Origin of the sequence: Rhizobium skierniewicense Ch11 (genome assembly GCF_023757665.1) — a bacterium.
Lineage (GTDB): Bacteria > Pseudomonadota > Alphaproteobacteria > Rhizobiales > Rhizobiaceae > Agrobacterium > Agrobacterium skierniewicense.
In genome coordinates this window covers 1-23,772 of sequence record NZ_RXPG01000004.1, presented here as the reverse complement: position 1 = coordinate 23,772, position 23,772 = coordinate 1, and the positions used below count along the sequence as shown (strand labels likewise).

Below are 23,772 nucleotides of genomic sequence, written 5' to 3'. Positions count from 1 at the left end.
CTTTTGCAGGCCAATGGCCGTGTTGCCGCGACCTGCTACAGTCGTTATCCAAAGACATGACCATCGATCACACGCCGCGACAGATATTCGACCGCCAGCCGCTTGCCAGCGCGAATGATCGCCTCATTCTGGATATCGTCCGCCGCCACGGATCCATCGCAAGAGCTCAGATTACAGGCCACACGAACCTTACGCAGCAATCCGTGCATCGCCTGATCGAGGGTTTGTTGGAGCGTGGGCTTCTGCGCGCCGGCGCGGCGCTGAAAGGCGCGCGCGGCCAGCCAAGCCCCACCATCGAACTGGTGCCGGAGGCATCCTATTCTCTCGGTATTTCCATCAACACCGATTCCGTGATGATCTGCATTGCCGATTTCCAGTGCAGCATCGTTGTCGAAGAAAAACTCAAAATGCTTCCAAGCGATCGGGAAAACACCCTTGTCGCACTGTCTCTTGCTCTCGAACGCCTGCTCGAGCGGTATGGTATCGCGCGTGAAAAGCTGCTCGGTCTTGGTTTTTCCATGTCGGGATTTTTCGTCTCGGAAGACCGCGCTTTCAATGCGCCCGAGCCTTTGAGAGACTGGTCGTTGATGGATCTGAGACCGATCCTCGAAGAACGATTTCGCCTGCCTGTCTGGCTTGAAAACAATGCCACCACGGGAGCGATCGGCGAAAGCCTTTGCGGCGTAGGGTCATGGTGCCAGACCTTTGCCTATCTGTCCTTCAACTACGGTTTCGGCGGCGGGTTGATCCTTGGCGGCCAACCCTTTCATGGCTTTCACGGCAATGCTGGCGAGCTCAGCGGAATATACAATGCCGCTGAAGGCCCAAAGCGCCCCGCTTTGCAATATCTGATCGCCACACTGCAAAAAAATGGCGTCGATATTCACTCGATTGAAACATTGTACCACCGGTTCGACCCGGCATGGCCGGGTGTTGAAGAATGGCTAGACGATACCATGCCACAAGTGGATCGTTTGGTGGCTGGCCTCATTGCCATCCTTGATCCGCAGGCGATCGTTTTCGGTGGTCAACTTCCGCCAGCGCTTGGCAGGATGATGATCGACCGTGCGCGCCTGCCCTCGCAGCGAGACCATCGATACGGGGTTGGACCGAAGGAGGCAAAACTTGTCTTAAGCGAAACGAAGGGAGATGCCTCGGCCATCGGTTCTGCCTTACTGCCACTCAGATTTCGTTGGTTCGTTTGAGCGCCGCCTGGTGAACTGACGCAGCTGACTATCTCCGAACGCTATCATCCCGTTGACAATGGGTGCTCTGCGACCATCACGTCCAACTTGAGACTGACCGCAGGCCTCGGACGTTCCAAATGATCCAGCCAGGCAGTATTTTCGTGGATGCCGCTGGCCTGATCTTCTCAACTGACTACAATGCTGGCCTCGACCTCATAGAAAACGGCGGAAGATGGAATGCCCAAAAAGGAAATTCGCCTGAATGCCTTCAGCATGAATTGCATTGGCCACATCAACCATGGCCTTTGGACCCACCCCCAGGATCGCTCTTCGGACTACAACACGATCGGCTACTGGACAAATCTTGCGCAAACGCTCGAGCGCGGTCTGTTCGATGCCATTTTTCTCGCGGATATTCTCGGCGTCTACGATGTCTATGGCGGCTCCGTCGATGTGCCGCTGCGGGAATCGGTACAACTGCCCGTCAATGATCCGATGATGCTGGTCTCTGCCATGGCAGCCACGACCAGGCATCTGGGTTTCGGCGTCACGGTGAACGCCAATGCCGAGCCGCCTTATCTCTTCGCCCGCCGCATGTCGACGCTTGACCATCTTACCGGCGGTCGCATGGGTTGGAATATCGTGACCGGATATCTCGACAGCGCAGCGCGTGCCATCGGCCAGAGCGCCATGACAGGCCATGACGACCGTTACGATCAGGCGGATGAGGCGCTGGAATTGCTCTACAGGCTCTGGGAAGGCAGTTGGGCGGACGATGCCGTACGCGCCGACAAGCAAGGTCGCATCTATGCCGATCCCGCTCGCGTCCGGACCATCGACCACCAGGGCACATTCTACCAGTCGCAGGGATATCATTTGAGCGAACCCTCGCCGCAGCGCACGCCGGTGCTGTTTCAGGCGGGCAGTTCCGAAAAAGGGCGCGCATTCGCCGCGCGTCACGCCGAATGCATCTTCATTTCGGCGACAGACCGGAAGGCTGCCCAAAGGGCGTCACGGCTGCTGCGCGCCGAAGCCATCAAAGCAGGGCGGCAGCCAGACGACATCAAGATTTTCGTCGCGATCAACGTCATTCCCGGTCTGACGGAGATGGACGCTCAGGAAAAATATGCCGACTATTGCCGCTACGCCAGCCCGGAAGCTGGACTGGCGCATTTTTCCGCAGGCTCCGGCATCGATCTCGAGAGCCTTGCTCTTGATGATCCGATCATCAAAGACAGCGGAAAAGGCAACGCCATTCAATCCGGCGTTCAGACGGCACGGGAGCGCGGCTGGACGAAGCGTGATCTTCTCACAAGCCTCGCTCTCGGCGGGCGCTACCCGACATTGGTCGGTACGGCGTCCGCGATTGCGGATGAGTTGGAAGCGTGGATCGATGAAGGGGAAATTGACGGATTCAATCTGACGCGGACTGTCGTGCCCGAGTGCTATGAGGAGTTTGTCGATCTCGTCATTCCCGAGCTTCAATCACGCGGTCGCTATAAGACCGTGTATCAGGGGGACACTTTACGCAGCAGCTTGTTTGGCAACGGTGACCGCCTGACGCGCCCGCATGTTGCTGCGAACTGGCGTTTTCCCGGTGATTGAACTTACGATGCCCGAGGGTTCATCCGGGCATGTGTGGGCAGGGTTCAGACCACTTGTTCATGGGACAGGCAGTAGGAGGATGTTCCCTTCTAGGCGCTGAGGGGACGCAGATCAGATGGCGCCGTGGCGTGGCGGTAGGATGCCGTTGAGATAAAAATTGCCGATATGGTGGTATTTCCAGCGGACCGGATCGTGCAGCGAATGGGTCCGGGCATTGCGCCAGAAGCGATCCAGGCCATAGCTTTCCAGCGTCGAGCGTGCGCCGCCGAGTTCGATGAGTTTGGTGGAGGCCAGCTGTGCAACCTCCGTTCCCAGCGCCTTGACCTCTGCCACCGCGATGGAGGCGGCCGCAACGGTTTTCTCATTGGGTGAAGCGGTCGCCTCATCGAGAATGCGCCCCGCTCTTGCCAGCAGCGCGTCGGCCGCATGAACCCGGATCGTGACATCGCCTACGTAATGAATGGTGTGCGGGTCCTCATAACCATGTTCTATGTCCAGTTCAAAGAACGGTCGGGCATGGGCGCGGACGTAAGAAACTGTTTCGGCCAGCGCGCCACGGGCGATGCCCACCTGAACGGCGGCGTGGATGATCTGCGCAAACGGACCCATTGTGGTGGGCCGTTCAAACACACCCTGCTGGTCCACCACCTGAAAGGGTGTGATCCCCACATCGTCAAAGGTCACGGTGCCGCTGCCGGTGGTGCGCTGGCCAAACGACGTCCAGTCGTCGATGAGGTTTAGGCCCGCCGTCGATCGGTCGATGAAAACGATGTTCACGCGCTCGTCCGGCCCTTTGGCAACAGCCACGATGATGTGAGCAAACAGCGAGCCGGTGGAATAAAACTTCTGCCCGTTGAGCAACAGCTTTCCGTTCCGTTCTGCGAAATGCGTTTTGTAATCGACCGGCGTCTTCGTTCCGATCTCGGTGAAAGCATTGCCCAGCCGGTCACCATCCAGAACGCGCTGGAAATAATGCTTCTTCTGCTCTTCGCTGCCCGCAAGCCGCAACGCTTCCACCATATAGAAATGGTTCTGCGGTATCTGCCCGATGCTGCCATCGGCAGCTGATATGGTGGCGGTCACCTCTGCAAGCGTTACCGCCGAGACCTCCGCGCCGCCATATTGCTTCGGCACGGAAATCGCCCAGAGGCCGCTTTGTGAGAAGCGCTCGATCTGCGCCAGCGGCAAACGCCGATCCCGGTCGCGCTCCGCTGCACCCACGGCAAATTCGCGGGCAAGCTCCTTGGCGATGGCGATAGCCTCGTCATCGCTCTTGATGACATGCGCAAGCTTTTGGCGCGGCGGGACATGCGGTGCAGGCATGCCAGTCGTTCGTGCTGCCTGCAGATGTCGCGTTCTGTCCGTTGTCGTCATCTCATCGGACCTCAGTTCCAGGCATGGCGTGGCGGGTGCGCACCATTCAGGTAATAATTGCCGACATGGTAATATTTCCACCGGACAGGATCATGCAGCGTGTGAACGCGGGCATTGCGCCAGTGTCGGTCCAGCCCATGCTCCGCAAGCGTCGAACGTGTTCCCGCCAGTTCGAACAGCTTGTTTGCAGCAAGGATCGCGATTTCCGTGGTCAGAACCTTGGATTCTCCTGTCTTGATCGTCGCTTCCGAGACGGTTTCCAACGTGGAACTGGCCCTGGCACTATCGATACTGCGGCCGGCGATCTCCAGCAGTGCTTCTGCCGCATGGAGTTTGATCTTCAGGTCGCCGATCGCTGCAATCGTGAACAGGTCTTCGCCAGCGGTCTCTTTGCCGCTGTCAATCCACGGGCGGCTGTAGGTGTTGATGAAAGTAATCGTATCCTCGATCGTGCCACGCGCAATGCCGGCATCAATGGCCGATTGAATGATCTGGGAGACGGGACCACCAACCGTTGGGTGATCGAAGGACGTCACCTTCAACGCCCGCGCCTTCGGCACGCGCACATTCTCGATCTTCACCGATCCCGACGCCGTGGTGCGCTGGCCAAAGCTCGACCAGTTGTTGGTGACGGTCAGGCCCGGTGCATCCCGGTCGGCGAAGACGAGATAGCCTTGGCCGGCCTCATCAACGCCGACGATGGGAACGATATGGGCCAACAGGGCTCCCGTGGTATAAAATTTCTCACCGTTGACGATGACGTCGTCGCCATCGTGAACCACCTTGGTTTCGAAATCGGCCACCGTCTTGCTCTTAAGTTCGGAAAAGGCGTTGCCGTAACGAAGGCCCTGAAGCGCCCACCCGAAGAACAGCTTTTTCTGCTCTTCTGTCCCATCCAGATCGACCGTTGCGATGATGGCGAGATGGTTTTGGGTCGTCTGGGCAATGGCCGGGTCGGCCGCCGCTATGGTGGCGATAACCCTGGCAAGCGTGGCGTATGAGACCTCCGGCCCACCATAGGCCCTTGGCACATTCATGCTCCACAGACCGCTTTGCGAATAATCATCCAGTTCGGTCACGGGCAAAAGCCCTTCCCGGTCGCGCAGAGCAGCGCCAATCTTGAATTTTTCGGCAAGACGCTCCGCAATCTCGATGGCCTCGGCGTCTAAGGTGATAATATGGGCTGGAACAGAAGGGCGCGGTCTCGGCGCTACCGGGTCTGCGGAATTAACGCGCGGGTGGATCGTGTAATCGATTTTGGTCTCGGAAATCGTGCCCATGCAGAAGCCTCACAGTCGGGTTAAATCGGCGTGGAGAGCATCGCACAGGTGCAACTTCTTAAAAGTTATTCTATGTCTTTTATAGAATAATATGTGGAAGCTTTTTCTTCCACTGTGTCGATACAAGGTATGGACGCTCTTTCTCTTCATCGCCGCCCGCCCGTATCGTCGCGGGACGAAATTGTGGAGTCTATGATGAGCAAACCCATCCGTTTCAATGCGTTCGATATGAACTGCGTTGGTCACCAATCCCCCGGTCTGTGGGCGCATCCGCGCGATAAATCATGGACATACAAGGATCTGGACTATTGGCAGGACCTTGCACGTACGCTGGAACGCGGCATCTTCGATGGCATCTTCATCGCTGACGTGATCGGCTATTACGATGTCTACAAGGGCTCCAACTACCATGCCATTCATCAAGCAGCGCAGATCCCCGTCAACGATCCCCTGCAACTGGCAGCGCCCATTGCACTTGCGACTGAGCATCTGGGTATCGGTATTACCGCATCCACATCGTTCGAACATCCCTACACCTTTGCGCGCAGGCTCTCTACGGCCGACCACCACACGAAAGGCCGCATTGGTTGGAATATCGTCACGTCCTACCTCGAAAGTGGGGCCAAAAACATTGGGGAAGCGGGCCTGCGCCGTCATGACAACCGGTACGAGGTTGCCGCAGAATATGTCGAGGTTCTCTACAAACTCTTCGAGGGCAGTTGGGAAGAGGGTGCCGTTTTACGTGATCGCGAGAAGCGTATCTTCACCGATCCGTCGAAAGTCCACGAGATCGGCCACAAGGGCAGATATTTCGATGTTCCCGGCTATCACCTGAGTGAGCCATCACCGCAACGCACGCCGGTTCTCTATCAGGCGGGCGCGTCAGGGCCGGGCAAGGACTTTGCAGCGAAACAGGCCGAGTGCATCTTCGTCGCGGCACCAACCAAGTCAGTCCTAAAGGCCCATGTCGCGGACATGCGAAAGCGCGTGGCGGACGCCGGGCGTGAGCCGAGGAAGGTCTATATCTACACGCTCGTCACCATCATCACCGATGAGACTGACGAAAAGGCCCAGAAAAAATTCGAGGAGTATCAGAAGTTCGTATCCTATGATGGCTCGCTGGTCTTCATGTCTGGCTGGAGCGGCATCGACTTTGGACAATATGCACCAACAGATACGGTCAAGAAGATCGAAACCAACGCCATTCATTCCTTTGTCGAGCATGTCGCGGGTGGCGACAAATGCTGGACTATCGATGAACTCGCAAAATTCGGAGGCATCGGCGGACTTGGCCCGGTCTTTGTCGGCTCACCATCGCGCATAGCCGATATTCTTCAGGAATGGGCCGATGATACCGATGTCGATGGCTTCAACCTGGCTTACGCCGTAACACCCGATAGTTTCGAGGATGTCGTTGGATATATTGTCCCCGAACTCCAAAAGCGTGGCGTTTATCCCACCGCTTACAAGCCCGGAACGCTGCGGGAAAAGCTGTTTGGTGATGGTGACTATTTGCCGGCAAACCACCCGGCGCACCGGTACCGGGACATCGAAGCAGTCAAACGCGAAGCAAGCATGCCCAAAGAGGCCGTCGCCTGAGCAGCAAAGCCCGACCCTTAGGTATTTGGTCCCGGCATTTGATGGAGCGGGTTGCGTCAATACCGTTCTGGCTCTGTTGTCCAAATTTCGCGGATGTATTCGTAGGGCGTGAGGCACCTGAGCATTTTCAGCCGGAAGCCGTAATTGTAGGTATCGACGAAGTCGTAGAGATGCGCCGTCAGTTGGGCATGGCTGTCTCAATGATAGCGTTGACGGTTGCCTCCTTGATGGTGCGGTTCGGCTTGCCCATGAGCCGGTCGCCGACTGCGCCCGTTACGACAGGCTCGAGGTGAGGCAAGTTGATGGAACGTACACAGGTTCTCGAACTGATGAGCACGCTGAAGCTCTATGGAATGCGTAGCGCTTATGATGAGGTCATGGGCATCCGTAACAGCACGCGTGGGCGCTTCTACAATGTCGTTGACCTGGTCAACCGCCTGGAAACGGAGACACGCAGTGGCAAGCAGGGCAGAACGGCGGACTATCTCACACGCCTCGACTTCATCATTCTCGATGAGCTCGGCTATCTGCCGTTTGCGCAGGCTGGTGGTCAGCTTCTATTCCACCTGATCAGCAGGCTTTATGAGCGCACCTCAATCATCGTCACGACGAACCTGGTCTTCGGTGAATGGCCATCGGTATTCGGTGATGCCAAAATGATGAGGTCACTCCTCGACCGCCTGACCCACCATTGCGAAATCGTCGAGACTGGAAATGAATCCTGGCGCTTCAAAAACCGTTCTCAAAGCTAAAGCCGAAGATACCCATCACCCGCACTTGGCCTACCCTCTGCAACCCCGGCCAGCGCCGGGCAGGCCAAGCCCTGATCGCCTACAGGGGGTGAAAATTGGACGCCGATACGGGGTCAACATTCCATGCCGATTGACAATCTTGACGTAGGTCTCGTCAATCCTCACTAAGCCACAATGCGGTCGGCGAAACCGGCGCAGCCGCTTTTCGATGACAGGCGAATAGGCGAGGACCCACCTATTGATGGTACTGTGGTCGACCTCGAAGCCGCACTCGCGGAACATCTCCTCGAGATCTCTATAGCTGAGCGGGTAACGCAGATACCAGGTCACCGCCTGCACGATCAGCCACGCCTTGAAATGTCGCCCCTTGAAATCACCCTTCGACTGGCGCTTCAACTTCTCGGCAATGGCATTCAGAATCATGGCTACGCTCCGCTACATGGGGAGCGAAATTTCCACCGTTGTGGTCAACAGCACGTCAACTACAAAAATTTGTGACAGGCCCGTCTGGCGGGAATTGCAGCGGGAGGGCTTCGACATCTCCCGCTGCACTGTCGCTCGGCTTATGAGGGCAATGGGCTTGCAGGGCATCATCCGTGGCAAGCCGATCAGAACGACGATCAGCGACAAGGCCGCCCCATGCCCACTCGACCGCGTGAACCGGCAGTTCTTTGCTCCCGCGCCGAACATGCTGTGGTTATCCGATTTCACCTACGTGGCGACTTGGCAAGGCTTCGTTTACGTGGCCTTTGTCATCGATGCCTTGGACCAGCACTTCATGATCGGCGACCCGTCCATCGCGGTGGGCTCATCCACCATTCGGATAGGGGTGTGCAATACGTCTCCATTCGCTATTCCGAGCGACTGGCGGAGGCGGGTATCGAGCCCTCCATCGGAAGTGTTGGCGACAGCTATGACACTGCTCTCACAGAAACGATCAACGGTCTCGACAAGGCAGCGGTCATCCATCGGCGAGGACCGTGGCGAAACGTCGAAGCCGTGGAGTTCGCTACGCTGGAATGGGTAGACGGGTTCAACAATCGTCGCCTTCTGGAGCCTATCGGCAACATACCGCCAGCCGAAGCCGAAGAACGATATTACACCATGCTGGACGCACCAGCCATGGCCGCATAACTTAAACGAAATGGCCTCCGGCAAACCCGGCGCGGTTCAGTCATTCAACCGAGGTGCTTACGTATGCGGTTGCAGTCGTGCGATACAGATCGTGGCCGAGGTCGATACAAAATGTGGGCTGTTCGACACCCTTGCTCAACAATACTGGTCGTCCATCGCGCGCTCAGATGTCATGATTGATGTGCCGTAAGAGCAGCTCGCAGCTGGTCTTGAAACGAAACGTCTAGGGAACGCGGCAGAATGTGGCCAGGGTGGTAATTACCGTAACTACCGGCCCCGGGTTCCTGATTAATTGGGACCTTCAAAAATCGACGGAATGGAATGAGTCAGTTGATAGGTGAAAACTGGATAGGCCGTTGTGTGCCACGAACACCAGTAAAACCCCTTGCTGTAAGCGGCCTTCCACCCGTCACACCAACAGGGAGCCGAAGCATAAAGGCGCCGCGCTTTCGTCTTTTCTTGGGTTGTCGGCGAGCCTGATCGTCGCCTTGCACTGCGACAGGATCGCCACCGAAAAAATTACCCGTAATAATTTTATATTTTATATTGACTCCTTAGGATTGAATTATAACGAGATTCGAGGCGTTAATACTACTGTGTTTTCTTGCTGGTGTTGGTCCGGCAACACAGAATATACCCCCGGTAGATTGTAATTTTGTCGGAATTTTTCAATAATACCTGTCAACTATAAACTCATAAGGGTTTAATTTCAAATCGCACCTTCAGCTTGTAAAATAAACATGCTTCTGTAGTGTGCACTGCAGCAGAGTAAGTTGGCTTACACATCCACCGCTCTGCACATAGCACAAATCCAGACAACTCTTGCACCGCAGCGTTGGTGACAGCGCGACGCGTTGTTGCGCCTGTCTGTCTGGCCGAATTTTTGCCTACTCGATTTTACGAAGGATCATTCGATGGACAGGCATTTCAAATCGCACCCGCTCTCAGTCGCGCAAACAGGCATGTGGGTAAAGGAGAAGTTATCCCCGCCAGATTTAAGTTTCGTGCTTGCCGAGGCGATAGAAATCGCCGGTCCCATATCGCCGGATATCTTTTGTCAGGCGCTACAGCGTCTGTCTCAAGAGGTGGACGCGACGCGTCTGCGCATCATGGAAATCGATGGCACGCCTCGGCAGATCATAACTCCATATGCGCGCAGGGATTTCGACGTGCTTGATTTCAGCGGTGATCCCGATGGGCTGGAAAAAGCATATGTCTGGATGCGCTCGGAACTGGCAGGCCGCCTCGATCTCGAAGAAGATGATCTCTGGTCCAGCGCCGTGATCAAGATCAGCGAAAATCACTGGATTTGGTACCACAGGGTCCACCATATTCTTTTCGATGGCTTTTCCGGGGGGCTTCTGGCGCGCCGTCAGGCCGAAATATACACGTCGATGGTGCGTGGCGAGGCCGTCGGAGATTATGACTTCGGGTCGCTTCACGAACTGCTGGAAAGCGAAGACAATTATCGCCGCTCCGTCCATTTCGAACGCGACCGAGCCTATTGGCTGGAGCAGATGACGGGTATTTCGCCGCCGGTTACGCTTGCGCGGCGAAGCGAGGTTCCCTCGGGTGGTTTGCTGCGGCTGAGGGCAACGCTTGGCAAAGACGACGTCAAAAGGCTACATCAAAAGGCAAAAGAGCAAGGTGCGAGCCTGCCACAGGCACTGATCGCAACAGTCGCCACCTATTATGCCCGCGCCACCGATTGTTACGACCTGACGATGGTCACGATGGTTACAGGCCGCATCAGTGGCTCCGTACGCCGAATACCTGGTATGGTGGCCAATGCGGTCCCGCTCCGTTTCAAGATCAGCCCGGAGCTCTCATGGCGGGATCTGGTCAAGCAATCTTCCGGTCAGATGATGCGGGCCCTGCGTTACCAGCGATATCGCTACGAAGACATGCGGCGCGATCTCAATTTCAACAGCCAGGATGAGCAGATAGCGCGTCTGGGTGTGAACATTGAACCTTTCGACTATGATCTTCGGTTCGATGGACATGCTGCGACCGCACATAACCTGTCGAACGGCACGATGACTGATTTCACGATTTTCGCCTATGACCGTGGCGACGGAGGTGATCTGCACATCGACTTTGACGCAAATCCGGCTCTCTACACCCTGGAAGAGCTGGAGGAGCACAAAGACCGGTTCCTTCGCCTGATTTCCGATATACTTGATAATCCTGATCGGCCAGTCTGTGACATCTCGTTGCTTCTGGCGAGCGAGCGCCAGCGTATTCTCTATGATTGGAATGACACAAACGCGCCCATCGAAGACGCTACCTGGCTCGATTTGTTCAAACGACAGGTTGAGCGCCAACCGCATGCGGTGGCGCTCATTTTCGAGGAACGGCATCTGACATATGAGGGGCTGGACAAGGCTTCAGACATCTGGGCTGCGGTCCTGAGAAAACGTGGGGTCGGCCGCGGGCACTTGGTGGCGATAGCCACGCCGCGAAACGAACAGATGCTGATTGCCCTTTTGGCGGTTGCCAAGACCGGTGCTGCCTATCTGCCGCTTGATCCTTCCGATCCGAGTGACCGTCTATCGATGATCCTTGAAGACGCGATGCCGAGCATTGTTCTGTCCACATCGACAGCTCGTGCTTCACTTCCTGTTCTCACGGCACCGATCATTTTGCTGGACGAGCAACCCGCAAATGTTTCGGGAGAAGCAATGGTCGAACGTCCTGAACCACAGGACACGGCTTATGTGATTTTTACCTCCGGCTCGACGGGGCGCCCGAAAGGGGTTGAGATCTCCCATGCGTCCTTGCTCAATTTCCTCCGGGCCATGCAAGAGCTGCTCGTCCTGAAACCGGAAGATCGCATCGTCGCGGTCACCACGATTGCGTTTGATATTGCCACCCTTGAACTCTTCTTGCCGCTGACGGCGGGATCGGCAACGGTCATCGCGACCCGTTGCGTGGTCAAGGATCCGACCGCTCTCCATCGTCTCATCAAACGCAACGCTGTCTCGTTGATGCAGGCAACGCCGTCATTGTGGCGTATGCTTTTAAGTGAGTATGCAGCCGAATTGAAAGGTCTGCGTCCTCTGGTGGGCGGTGAAGCCTTGCCTCGTGATCTTGCACACGTGATGGAAAAACTCGGACATCCGGTGGTCAATCTCTATGGCCCTACGGAAACGACGGTTTGGTCTGCCTGCATGCCACTCAGCGGCTCTGATCTGGATAGTGTTCCCATCGGCAGACCGATCCGCAATACCGAGCTTTACGTTCTGGATAAAATGCACCAGCCTGTTCCTCCGGGCAGTGTCGGAGAGCTGTATATCGGCGGCGCTGGCGTCGCCAAGGGCTACCTCAACAAACCCGAACTCACGGCCGAGCGTTTTCTACCGAACCCCTTCAAGACGGGCGCAGAACGCATGTATCGCACCGGCGACCTTGCCAGATGGCGCAATGATGGAGTGCTCGAATATCTCGGGCGAAACGATCACCAAATTAAAATCCGAGGTTTCCGTGTCGAACCTGGCGAAATCGAAGCGGCGATCATGTCGAATGGATCGGTACGCCAGACGGTGGTCGTGTTGCGGGAAAACCCAGGCAAGAGCAAACAGCTGGTGGCATATTTGACCCCGGTAGCAGGGTCGACGATCGACACCCAGCTTCTGTCTAATCGTCTGGCCGGAACGCTTCCACCTCACATGATCCCGGCGATTTATGTCGTCATGGAAGACCTGCCTTTGAATACCAATGGAAAGATCGACCGAAATGCTCTGCCTGCCCCTCAGGCGCGCATATCTCACGACCATGTCGAACCCAGCACCGCCACAGAAATGGTGTTGGCGAAGGTGTGGTGCGACGTACTCGATCTGGAAACCATCAGCATTCACGATGATTTTTTCCAGCTGGGAGGCGATTCCCTCGCTGCGGCGTCCATGATATCGGCTTTGAGCCGCAAGTTCGATGGTGACGTCGCATGGTCGAGCTTTGTGGATACGCCGACCATCGCCAGTTTTGCAAAACATCTGGACGGTCCGCGTCAACAGACGGCGTCTGTGGTTCCTGTTTTGCCCATTCGGGCAACGGGACATCATGCACCCTTGTTCTGCATCCATCCTGTCATGGGTCTGGGCTGGGCGTTCACCTCTTTGGCCAAGCATATTCATCATGACGTCCCCATTTTCGCTTTCCAGGCAGAGGGACTTAACAACGAAAAGATGCCGGCTTCGATCGAGGAAATGGCCAAGCTTTATCTTGGCCGGATCCGCGCCATTCAGCCGGAGGGGCCATATAATATCATCGGCTGGTCTTTTGGCGGGCTTGTGGCGCACGAAATTTCCAGGCAGTTGGAAAGAAGTGGCGACGACGTCACGTTCCTTGCCCTGCTGGATTCCTATCCATTCATGCCGCCGTCAGGTGCGACGTTCAATAATGAGAGTGTCTTAGCGAAGTCGGCCCTGGGCTTCCTTGGTTTCGATGAGAACATAATGGGAGCCGAACCAACATTTCTGGCTCTTGGCGACTTCCTGGCCCAGCAATACAGGCTGCGCGAAAATCCGGTATTCAAGGAAATTCTGCGAGAGAACCCGGCATTTATAGAGCGGTTGCGCGAAGTTATTCTGCACCATCTGGATATCGCACAGCGCTTCGTTCCGGGCAGGATCAACGCCGATATACGGTTCTTCAGCGCAAATCCGATAACATCGAAAACGCTTCATAAAATTCTAAATTACAATGTCGAGGCTTGGCGGCCACATACGACTGGCAGAGTTCGTCAATACGACCTCAATTGTTTGCATGAAGAGATGCTGGAACCTCGCAATGCAGAAAAAATAGCGGCCATATTTATGGAGAATTCACTGAAAAAAATCTCTCACCGCATGCAACACCAAAGCGTGACCCCCAGTAACAACATGGCACAACTTTTGGTTTAAGGATCAGCTGAGTTTGGAAACGAAAAACGGGCTTGTCGCAAACCTCTCAGACGGTTGAGACACCCTGCACGCGGTGTGGATTTTTCACGCTTTGTAACCTTTTGAAGTCCGAAGAGGCGCACGAGCAGGTTATTCTGGTCGTTGACGGTCCACGCGCCGGAAAATCCGAAGCCTTTGCGCAGCCACGACATCGCTTCGAACCCGGCGATCGTCCGGCGCGCCGTTTTGAATGACTGGAAGCCGCCGATTTTGGGCATGTTCTTCTTCACTCGGAAGTCGTCGCTCTCGATGCCTTGTTGGAGATGCTTGGTTACATAATGGACCGGGTTCGGATGCAAGAGCCTATCATCGACGACCGTCTTGATCGTTGACGGAAACGTGTTGGCGCCATCGGTCCCGATCTTCCGGGGCGATAGCAGCGGCTCATCTTTGAGCATCTTGCGGAAGAAGCGTTTGGCAGCGTCAAGATCGCGCTTGGTCGTGAGCAAGAAGTCGATCGGGTTTCCTTGCTTGTCGATGGCGTGGTACAGGTATCGCCACTTGCCCCGGATCTTGACGTAGGTCTCGTCAATCCTCACTGAGCCACAATGCGGTCGGCGAAACGGGCGCAGCCGCTTTTCGATGACAGGCGCATAGGCGAGGACCCACCTATTGATGGTACTGTGGTCGACCTCGAAGCCCCGCTCGCGGAACATATCCTCGAGATCTCTATAGCTGAGCGGGTAACGCCAGATAGGTAAGCGGCAAGCAGAAACCGTTTAGCGCGCGTAATTCCAAGGCATGAGTGCGTCGAGATGGCTGCTTGGCCACCCGTTGGCTATACGCTCAAGGGTCCGGGTTAGCCAAGCCTGCGGATCGACATTGTTCATTTTCGCTGTCTGAAAGAGCGTGGCGATTGTTGCCCGGGTCCTTCCACCGCCATCGCTGCCGGCGAAGAGGCTATTCTTTCTGGTAATTGTCTGGGGCCGGATTGCACACTCGACTATGTTGTAGTCGAGCTCGATGCGGCCGTCGGTGAGAAAGCGCTCGAAGATGGAGCGACGCGAGTTGGCATAGCGGATTGCCTCGGCCAGCTTCGACTTGCCGGATATCCGCGGTAGAGTCTTCTGCCAGAGGGCGAGCTCCGTGACAACCGCAGCAGATGTCGCTTGGCGCGCGGCGACACGGGCGTCAGGGCTTTGCCCGCGGGCTGGTTCCTCCACCTGCCAGAGCTTCGCCATCAGTTCCACCGTCTCGGTGGCGATCTTGGAGCTGTCTGAGGCGTGGAGCTCATAGAACCTGCGCCTGCTATGGGACCAGCAGTAGCCAGCATCACGCCGTCATTGTCTCCGTCGGATCTGGCAAGCTTGTTATAGGCACCATGTCCGTCAACCTGCAGAATGCCGCGATAGCCACTCAGATGCCGGGCGACCCGATCACCAGCACGGCTATCTTCGAAGCGATAGGCAACCATCGGCGGACTACTACCACCAATGGGTCTGTCATCCCGGGCACAAGCCCAAAGCCAAGCCGTCTTGGCAGATCCGGATCCGGGCGCGAGTGTGGGCAACGTTGTCTCGTCAGCAAAGATACGCTCAGCCTTCTTGATTTCGGCGAGGATGTAGTCGGCCAGAATATCAAGTTCAAAGCCGCGCTTGCCCATCCATTGAGCCATCAGCTTCCGGTCAAGCTCGACCTTGTCGCGGGCATAGATTGTCTCCTGCCGATAGAGCGGAAGGCCATCGGTAGATTTCGAGACCGCGATCTGGGCAAGAAGCGCTTCCCTCGGAATGCCGCCCTCGATGATGTGGGTGGGTGCGGCTGCCTGAATGACGCCGTCTTCATCTTTGAAGGCATACTTCGGTCGGCGGGTGACGATGACGCGGAACTTCGTCGGCGCGACGTCCAGTCGCTCCGAGACGTCTTCCCCAATCAGTACCTTCTGTTTGCCGATATGGTCGGGCAGTTCATCCGGCTCGATTACCACTTCGACCCGCTCCAGATGAGGAGCAAAGCCCTTGCGAGGTCGCGGCGGACGCTTTTCAGCATGGGCGGCACCCTTGTTCACCTTGGCTCCGATCGCCGCGATGCCGGTCTCGATTTCCTCGAAGACAAAGGCCTGCTGCTCCTCATCGATGCCTGGAGAGCCGAGTTTTTCTGATCGCCGGCCAAAGCGGGCACGATCGAAGGCTTTCAGGTCTGCGACCTCGCTCTCAAGAGCGTCGGTACGCCCTGCCTTCTCGGCCATGGCAAGGACCATGGCGTTCAGGGTCTCTATATCATCCGGGAGCTGCAGATCGGGCGGCGTCATAACGTCTCCTAGATCCGCTCCGAATGGACAACCTAATGAAAGCTCACAACTAGAGCATATTTTGCTCCGGTTTTTCTGCCCTTTCAGGCAGTTGATTCACTTTGCCGCAGGCATTTACCCAATAATCTCCGGCGGCTTCACCGCCACCGAGCGCACCCGTTTCCAGTCCATGTCGTCAACGAGCGCCATGAACTGGGTATGGTTGAGCTGGATTCGGTTGTAGCCTATCCGCGGCGCAGAAAAACTGCGCCTTCTCCAGCCGCTTGGCGTGAAGGCAAACCCCGGATCCATACCACCAGACGATCTTGATCCGGTCGGCCCGGAAGACATAAAGCGAGCCGTTGAATGGATCACTGCCAGCATCACGCACCAGCGACAGCAGGCCGTCCGGCCCTTTGCGGAAGTCGATGGGATGGCTGGCCAAGAAGACTTTTACACCTGCGGGGATCATGCTGAAAGAACCGCTCGGATGACACGCTACAGATGCACTTCTTCTAAATGCCGGCCGACCCGCACGACGATACCGTCAATATTGACTTCGACGACGGGGTCGGGTGCGACGCTCTGCGGATCAACTGCCGCTGCTAGTCCAGACTCATCACTGCCCAACAATTCTCTACGCCAACGGTAGAGTTGAGACGGCAAGATCCCGATCTGCCGCGCCACTGCCGACATGTTCACACCGGGCTGACATGCCTGCTCAACCGCCGTGGCCTTGAATTCGTCCGACCAGAACCGCCGCAACTGTCGCGGCGACCCGTCAATGCGATCGGGCATCGCCTCGATCATTCGCATCAACCCAAGGCTAGACGCAGGTCTAGACATAGATTCTCATATTCAGAGAACTCTCATATGCCCGAAATACCCTACCAAGCATCAGCCGCGCCAGATGGGGTCTCCTTGCCGCTTACGCAGATACCAGGTCACCGCCTGCACGATCAGCCACGCCTCGAAATGTCGCCCCTTGAAATCATCCTTCGACTGGCGCTTCAATTTCTCGGCAATGGCATTCAGAATCATGGCTACGCTCCGCTACATCGGGAGCGAAATTTCCACCGTTGTGGTCAACAGCACGTTAACTACAAAAATTTGCGACAGGCCCCTTAGTAGCAGCTCCATGGCCCACAACGCCGATAGTAGTGATTGTGGTCGTTCAAGCTTGCTCCAAGGACAGCACCGCCGACCAGACCAATAGCAGCTCCGGCGACAGCCGTATTTTCCGCTTGCTGAGCCTGCTGACGATTGCTTTGGTATGTTGCACCCACACAACGATCATAACGCTTCGTGCCTGCTTTAAGGCCTTGTGCTTTGCATGTCATCTGCGCGCTGGTAGCGGATTCCTGCACTGTCTGGCATCCAGACAATCCAACGATCATAACAAGGGAACACACCCCGACTGTCACTGTTCTTAACATTTATTCCCTCTCAAAAATGTGTTTGTTTCTTTCCTTTCGGCAAAATCAGAACCGAAGAAAGAATAAACTTCCTTCGCACAAGGGTTGAGCATCGCCCAGTAGCACAAATGTGCTAATCAGCAGGTGAGGTTAACAAAATTACCACTTTTCCGGGATGTAATTGGTTCACCCCGTCTGACACGCCGTTGGAAAGAACGACACGAGGATAGATGCAAGCAGTACATCCTTTCTCCGACACGATAAGATGGCGTGCGGATAACCTTCGCATCGCAAAAACCCATTCAGTTATTAGACGACAAGCTTTTGGCCAATGTCCATGTGTCTGTCTTACTGCGTCGTGCTTCAGACATACCTACATCTATTTAATTGATTATATTCAACACTATAACTTGCGCCATAAGTTTCGCTTCATGAACAGGAGACAGCGGGATTGTATCCTACAGCCACAGTACTTTGAGTCGTCAAAAACATCCTCTTTTAGCTGGCTATAATTCTAATTTTTCATCCGTGGGTTTTTTGTTGCAGATGCGAACACATAGCACAAACGTGCTAGTGTCATCGAAACCACTCACTGCTATAGGTCTCGCCTGAAGATCGGAGAGGCGGATTTTGTGAACGCAGAAAAAATCGTCGTCGTCGATGATCACCCAGTCTTTCGGGACGGCATGACGTCATTGATCCGACGGAAACTCCCTGAAGTTGTCGTTGTGAGCAACGAGACGCTGGAGGAGGCTCTCAACTTCGCGAGAGACCATAAAGAGCCCCCTTCGATGTTTCTGCTGGATCTCTTTTTTTCAAAGCACAGTATCCTGGACACGCTACCCGCGCTGAGAGTGGAGTTCGCTCGTTCCTTGATCGTGGTCGTGACAATGGCGGACGATCCAGCGACGATCAACGCAGCGATGGCCTGTGGCATTAACGGTTTCATTAACAAGGCCGTCTCCCCTCAGGCTATGCTTGAGGGGCTCGAAGCAGTGCGAGCTGGTGATCTCGTCGTATTGCTCCCGAACGACATGCCAGTTCATTCATCGAACAGGACTACATTAAGCGAAAGACAGTTTATCGTCTTGCAATTGATCGCTCAGGGCAAGACGAATAAGGAAATTGCTCTGGAACTTGGTATTTCCCCTTTCACAGTCCGAATACACGTGTCGGCTCTGTTCAGAGCCCTTGGTGTGACCTCACGTGCCGCGGCAGTCACGCAAGGCGTCGCAGAAGGACTTCTAAAGACGCGGCCTCTGTAGGCATCTTTTGGTCAGACACCAAGACGGGGCTTACAAACCTGACTGCGGCCTCTGAACTCCAAGAAGGCAGCCATGATGATTGAGCGAAGTTCTGCAGGGCGCACGGGCTTTGACAGAATTGGAATGCTATCATCTGACAATTCTTCTCGCACGCGAGTGGCATCATGGCCGCTCATGACCACCGCTGGCAGGGACCAACCTACCAGTGTTCTTACCGCGACAATGCAGTCGCTGCCCGTTCTACCCTCACCAAGGTCGAAGTCCGTCATCACCAAATGCCAGGAACCAGGCTGGACCGGAATGTTGATTTCTTCCTGTACCTCACAGCCCCACTTCCGCAACAGGCTTGCTGTTGCTCGCAAGACTGCTTCATCATCTTCGACAAGAAGAACGTGCAGCCCAGTAACAATACCGATGTTGCGTGGGGGCCGTGTGAATGGCGCTTGTGCTGAAAGCTGCGTTGAAGACACTTTCAAACCTGCCAGAGTGACGCAGGTGCCACGTTCTGGAACCGAACGAAGCCGCACCTGCATGTTCATAAGATGCGCCAAGCGTCTCACGATCGGCAAACCAAGACCTACACCGTCCACATCCCGATCCCCACGTGCCCGAACCTGGTAGAACTCCTCGAAAACTCTTTGTTGATGTTCCTCCAAAATGCCTGGACCCTGGTCATAGACCTGCACAGCCAAGGCACCGTTTTCGCGCCGACAACCTATCGTGATGGACCGGCCCGGCGCATATTTGATCGCATTGTTTACGATGTTCTGCAGCATCGTCGTCAACAATGCACGATCAGTAATAACAACGGTGTTGCAGCTTATGACACCGAGTTTGCAGTCGTTGACGTGCGCTGCTTCATTGTTTTGCTGCAGCACATCATCCAGAATCTCTGCAATCGCGATCGCCTCATATCTCGGAACGACCTTGCCGCTGTCGAGAGTAGAGACGTCAAGCAACGACTTGAACAAGCGCGATACGCTCTGCAAAGAACGATCTATATTGTCAACCATTTGCAACTCGCTTGCCTGCAAGTTGGCATCGCGAAGACACGCCGTGAAAAGACTTATGGCATGAACCGGCTGGCGAAGATCATGGCTTGCCTGGGCGAGAAAACGCGACTTTGAAATGTTCGCTTCCTGCGCCGCTTGATAGGCGCGGTGTACCCGATCCAGCAAGACGTATATATAGGCTGGTACCAAGACCGCAGTCGCCGTCAGCGTCACGACGATATATGGATTCTGTCGCATATAGTCATTGAAAATCGTAGCGACAGTTATCGACAGAAGAGCCACGACTGTTGATGCGACAAGGTATCGAGGACCGAAACGCAACCCGTTGCCGACGGCGACCCAAAGTAAAAGCGCGAATATCGGCAGCATTGTATCGCCGCCTATGGACATTGCGTAAGTCAGTGCAGGCATATCACAAAAAATGGCGATCGTGCGCCGCCAACGACGATTGCTTGGACGGGTTTTCATCCACCACAAGACCAGACATGAAAACGGCAGATAGAATAAAAAGAGAACCGTTATCCCCGTCGGTGGAGCAATCCGCAATCCGCTGTAAGTTGTTGGTGCAATATAAAAAGCTGCCAAGGCAGAAATTATAACCCTGACAACAGCCTGTTTAACCTCTTCGCTATCGTCTTCGCGGGTTCGCAACAGACCGATTGCTTGACCTGTACCACTGACAAAATGCTGAAAATACGCTTTTCGTGCCATATTGCCCTCTGCAACTTCCGCCCGATTTCCTGTGACATAATCCCGTAAAGCTTTTCTGTCAGCGACCTATTTCCGCGACGATTCAAAATTGACGCATTTCATCAGGCGTCTTTTGGGTATGGTGCTGCCCATATCAAAAAGCGCCATGAGTGCCCCCTTTTATCCCAACCGCATCCATGTCCCCAAAACGAATTCTGTCCTCCCGGTCTTTGATGGTGCATTATTCAGCCAGCAATGGAAGGATGCACTATGGGACAAATTCTTGACGGGAGCGCGCGCACGATAGGGGCGGTCCGTTGGCGAGACGGCATAGTCAAGAGAGCCTGAGGGCGCTGGCAAGGCGCTTAGGCATAAACCAGAAGACCGTCGCAAAGTGGAAAAAGCGCACGACGGTCAAGGATTTTCCGACCGGTCCCAAGGATGCGCATTCAACGGTGCTCACCATCGAGGAGGAGGCGATTTTGTCGCCTTCCGGCGGCACACGCTGCTCTCGCTCGACGACTGCCTCTATGCACTACAGGCAACCATGCCGCACCTAACGCGATGCTCGCAGTGTCAGGGCATCAGCCGACTGCCGAGATCACCGGCGACAAAGAAACTAAACGCAAGTTCAAGACCTATCCGATTGGCTGTATCGATATCGCTGAGGTCAGGACCGGTGAGGGCAAGCTACAGCTCTGCGTCGCGATCGACCGCACATCGACGTTCGCGTTCGCCAGAATGGTAGATAAGGCGAACACTGTGACTGCAGCTGCTTTTCTGGACGAGTTGGTCGAGGCCGTGCCTGACATCTTTTATACGGTGTTGGCCGACAATGGCATCTCGTTCGCCGACTTGCCGAAAAACTGCGATGGACTGACCGCTCGCTGGCGCGCTCACGGTGACCAACCATTGAGCGTTCCGGTCGGAACAATCGCGCGTCGAAGCGGTTGCCGGGACTTTGACCGTAGCTTACTGAGCTGGCCAGAAAATCGTCTACCGGCTCGCCACCTGTTCGGGCTTGGTCTCGATGTTCAGCAGCGTGTCGATACGGCGTCTTTCATCGGAAAAGCGCGCAAGAGCCTCGCCCGAAAGCGATTTGCCCCCCGGCAGGCGCACCTTCATGGCATCGACTTTGGTGCCATTGACAATCAGCTCGTAATGCAGATGGGCTCCAGTCGAAAGGCCTGTCGATCCGACATAGCCGATCACCTGACCCTGCGTCACGCGCGCGCCTTCGGTCACGCCCTTGGCAATCGCATTCTGGTGATTGTAAGATGAGACATAACCATTCGCGTGCCGGATCAGCGTCTGGTTGCCATAACCCGATGCCCAACCTGCCTTCTCGACGACGCCGTTGCCGGTGGCAATAATGGGCGTTCCGCGCGGTGCCGCCCAGTCGGTGCCGGTGTGCATGCGGCTGAAGCGAAGCACCGGGTGTCGACGCATGCCGAAGCCCGATGTCATGCGCCCGTTTGGCACGGGGTTGCGGATCAGGAACTGGCGGATGCTTTTGCCCTGGCCGTCAAAATAATCGACGCTGCCGTCATCCGGATTCTGGAAACGATAGAAGCGTGTCTCGTTGTCGCCGAACTTGGCGTTGACATAGAGAAGTTCCGACTGATCGGTGGCTTTTCCATCCGGCCCCTGAACCGAGAAGAACGCCTCGAGAGAATCCGTCGGTTTCAACTGCGCCTGGAAATCGACGCTGCTGGCCAGAAGCTTGACGAGTTGTGCTACCATCGACTGGTTCATGCCGTAGGTGAGGGCGGCGCGGTAAACGCCATCGTAGACGCGCGGCAGATCGCGGTTGGCTGTCAGAGGTACATTGCTGCTGTCGAAGGCGGTTGCGACTGCATCCAGATGCGGCGGCTCGCTTGCGCGCACAAACTGTCTGGTATCGTCCGTTGCGACCGTTATCACGTGGCGCGCCTTACGGTAGAGGCTGGCACGGACGATGTCGCTCTTCTCGTCATTTTGCAAAATGCCGATCCGCAACACATCGCCAGCCTGAACATCGGCCGATCCGTTTTGCGCGCTTAAAGCTGCCGCGGTTTGCTTGGCCTGTTCCTTGGAGTAACCTGCGCCAAACAGAGCTTCCTCCATCGTCTCGGCTTGGCGAACCGGGATCACGTCGTCGGCATATTCCTGAAGCTTGACGGTCGGCGCCTGCGGCGTGGACACAGACATGTTCTGCTCCACCACACGTGCAGCGAGCCCGGCAGTCATATCCACGTCTTCTGTCGCCTCGAAGCGCCTTGGATCAATATAGTAAAGCGCGGACAGCTGTTCGTTTCCATCGGTCAACATCGAACCGTTGGACCTGACAGCCTCTTCCACCTCATCGAAGCTCATCGAGCCGGCAAAAGCCAGAGGGCTCCGCTTGGTCGGAAACGCAACCGTCTTCAAGCTGACTTCGGACTCGACCTCGGACCCATAGATGGTCCCTGTCCGACTGGCTGCTGGCGAGGCTTCGTCATTCGTCGCAAAAATATTGAGTGGATCGAAAGGAGGATAGTCTTCCTGATTGGTGTAATTGGCCGCCAAAGCGATCTTCACATGGGAAAAGGGTACTTTGCGCACCACTTCCTTGTCGCCATCATGAATAACCGTCGACACTTCCATCACCGAGCGGTCGGATGGACGCGCAGCTATGTTCTGGCCGAGAAGCCGTGTTCCGCGCCGAACTGTCTCGGATGCATCCTGCTCCATATCAGCCCGCGCAAAGGCTTCAGCGGGAATGGCAAGCTGCTGGCGCCCGTCCAGCGCTGCAAAAAGAGCGACACCCATCAGAATAGAAGAGGTAATACCCGTGAGAAACGTCCCGCTCAACCAGCGCAGGGAGATTTCACGCCGGTCAGGTGCGCGTCGGCCCTCCGCCAAAATAGGCGGTTCGGTTCCAAGCGAGCGGACCATGTCTCGATCCGTCATCATGCTTGTCGCGACCAGTTGTTCATTTGATCTCCAGAAACCCTGAGCCGAAGATGTGCAACTTTCATAGGCGGGAGTCAAACTGGTGTTTTCCTGCCACCTGTTTTACCCCGGCACTTATATGTCAGTGCGTCGGTGTTTCCGGGGATATGTCTCAGAGGTGTCGAAAACGTGGCGTCTGAGCGGAGAAGAGTGAATACCCTTGTTTTCCGGTGGTGTTACATAAAAGGAATTCGCTCAAAACAGCGGACGGGAACAAAATCCCCAAAATCCCTCAGCTAAATCAACATCTTATACATTTTCTTTATTTTTATGAATTGGGTGTGTTGACTTGTTTGATTGGTGTCCTCTATAAGT

The 23,772-nt window shown here is 55.6% G+C and carries 11 protein-coding genes and 8 pseudogenes; 8 read left to right on the top strand and 11 right to left on the bottom strand.

The window, feature by feature from the left end; translation table 11 throughout:
* Window positions 1-56 precede the first annotated feature (56 nt).
* Both EKM04_RS03310 and EKM04_RS03305 read left to right on the top strand, forming a co-directional pair.
* Entirely contained in the window at window positions 57-1,205 is a 1,149-nt protein-coding gene (locus EKM04_RS03310; protein WP_183897896.1) for an ROK family transcriptional regulator, read from the top strand.
* A gap of 219 nt (window positions 1,206-1,424) precedes the next feature.
* On the top strand, window positions 1,425-2,792 hold the full coding sequence (locus EKM04_RS03305; RefSeq protein ID WP_183897895.1) for an LLM class flavin-dependent oxidoreductase: 1,368 nt from the start codon (window positions 1,425-1,427) through the stop codon (window positions 2,790-2,792).
* A 111-nt stretch (window positions 2,793-2,903) separates the two neighbouring features.
* On the opposite strand, the gene EKM04_RS03300 is transcribed toward EKM04_RS03305, so the two are convergent.
* Together EKM04_RS03300 and EKM04_RS03295 are read right to left on the bottom strand one after the other, a co-directional pair.
* Window positions 2,904-4,166, bottom strand: a complete 1,263-nt coding sequence (locus tag EKM04_RS03300) for an SfnB family sulfur acquisition oxidoreductase (protein ID WP_183897894.1) — start codon at window positions 4,164-4,166, stop codon at window positions 2,904-2,906.
* An 11-nt stretch (window positions 4,167-4,177) separates the two neighbouring features.
* Window positions 4,178-5,446: an SfnB family sulfur acquisition oxidoreductase gene (locus tag EKM04_RS03295; protein WP_183897893.1), complete on the bottom strand. Its 1,269-nt coding sequence runs from the start codon at window positions 5,444-5,446 to the stop codon at window positions 4,178-4,180.
* Between the two features lie 195 nt (window positions 5,447-5,641).
* Between EKM04_RS03295 and EKM04_RS03290 the strand changes: the two genes are divergently transcribed.
* Complete coding sequence (locus EKM04_RS03290) at window positions 5,642-7,045, top strand: LLM class flavin-dependent oxidoreductase (RefSeq protein WP_183897892.1); 1,404 nt, start codon at window positions 5,642-5,644, stop codon at window positions 7,043-7,045.
* Between the two features lie 56 nt (window positions 7,046-7,101).
* On the opposite strand, the pseudogene EKM04_RS03285 reads toward EKM04_RS03290, so the two are convergent.
* Window positions 7,102-7,283 (bottom strand): annotated as a pseudogene (locus tag EKM04_RS03285) (IS481 family transposase); the annotation flags it as partial.
* Between the two features lie 145 nt (window positions 7,284-7,428).
* On the opposite strand from EKM04_RS03285, the pseudogene EKM04_RS03280 reads away from it, so the two are divergent.
* Window positions 7,429-7,797: pseudogene (locus EKM04_RS03280) on the top strand (ATP-binding protein); the annotation flags it as partial.
* Window positions 7,798-7,932: 135 nt separating this feature from the next.
* Here EKM04_RS03280 and EKM04_RS03275 read toward each other — a convergent pair.
* Window positions 7,933-8,220 (bottom strand): annotated as a pseudogene (locus EKM04_RS03275) (transposase domain-containing protein); the annotation flags it as partial.
* Between the two features lie 76 nt (window positions 8,221-8,296).
* Between EKM04_RS03275 and EKM04_RS03270 the strand changes: the two are divergent.
* Both EKM04_RS03270 and EKM04_RS03265 read left to right on the top strand, forming a co-directional pair.
* Window positions 8,297-8,931 (top strand): annotated as a pseudogene (locus tag EKM04_RS03270) (IS3 family transposase); the annotation flags it as partial.
* 914 nt (window positions 8,932-9,845) lie between these two features.
* On the top strand, window positions 9,846-13,832 hold the full coding sequence (locus EKM04_RS03265; protein ID WP_183897890.1) for a non-ribosomal peptide synthetase: 3,987 nt from the start codon (window positions 9,846-9,848) through the stop codon (window positions 13,830-13,832).
* 89 nt (window positions 13,833-13,921) lie between these two features.
* Here the strand turns inward: EKM04_RS03265 and EKM04_RS03260 are convergent.
* The 5 genes and pseudogenes from EKM04_RS03260 to EKM04_RS03240 all read right to left on the bottom strand — a co-directional run.
* Window positions 13,922-14,560, bottom strand: a pseudogene (locus EKM04_RS03260) (IS6 family transposase); the annotation flags it as partial.
* Window positions 14,561-14,590: 30 nt separating this feature from the next.
* Window positions 14,591-16,122, bottom strand: a pseudogene (gene tnpC, locus EKM04_RS03255) (IS66 family transposase).
* 175 nt (window positions 16,123-16,297) lie between these two features.
* A complete protein-coding gene (gene tnpB, locus EKM04_RS03250; protein ID WP_183897889.1) occupies window positions 16,298-16,573 on the bottom strand; it encodes an IS66 family insertion sequence element accessory protein TnpB in 276 nt (91 codons plus the stop codon).
* Between the two features lie 26 nt (window positions 16,574-16,599).
* Complete coding sequence (locus tag EKM04_RS03245; RefSeq protein ID WP_234911061.1) at window positions 16,600-16,911, bottom strand: transposase; 312 nt, start codon at window positions 16,909-16,911, stop codon at window positions 16,600-16,602.
* 120 nt (window positions 16,912-17,031) lie between these two features.
* Window positions 17,032-17,142: pseudogene (locus EKM04_RS03240) on the bottom strand (IS6 family transposase); the annotation flags it as partial.
* 1,006 nt (window positions 17,143-18,148) lie between these two features.
* Here EKM04_RS03240 and EKM04_RS03235 point away from each other — a divergent pair.
* Window positions 18,149-18,781, top strand: coding sequence for a LuxR C-terminal-related transcriptional regulator (locus EKM04_RS03235; protein ID WP_183897888.1), 633 nt, complete (start codon window positions 18,149-18,151; stop codon window positions 18,779-18,781).
* A gap of 11 nt (window positions 18,782-18,792) precedes the next feature.
* Here EKM04_RS03235 and EKM04_RS03230 read toward each other — a convergent pair whose 3' ends face one another.
* Window positions 18,793-20,505, bottom strand: coding sequence for an ATP-binding response regulator (locus EKM04_RS03230; protein ID WP_183897887.1), 1,713 nt, complete (start codon window positions 20,503-20,505; stop codon window positions 18,793-18,795).
* 249 nt (window positions 20,506-20,754) lie between these two features.
* On the opposite strand from EKM04_RS03230, the pseudogene EKM04_RS03225 reads away from it, so the two are divergent.
* Window positions 20,755-21,339, top strand: a pseudogene (locus EKM04_RS03225) (transposase family protein); the annotation flags it as partial.
* A 141-nt stretch (window positions 21,340-21,480) separates the two neighbouring features.
* On the opposite strand, the gene EKM04_RS03220 reads toward EKM04_RS03225, so the two are convergent.
* Entirely contained in the window at window positions 21,481-23,418 is a 1,938-nt protein-coding gene (locus EKM04_RS03220; RefSeq protein WP_183897886.1) for a M23 family metallopeptidase, read from the bottom strand.
* Window positions 23,419-23,772 lie beyond the last annotated feature (354 nt).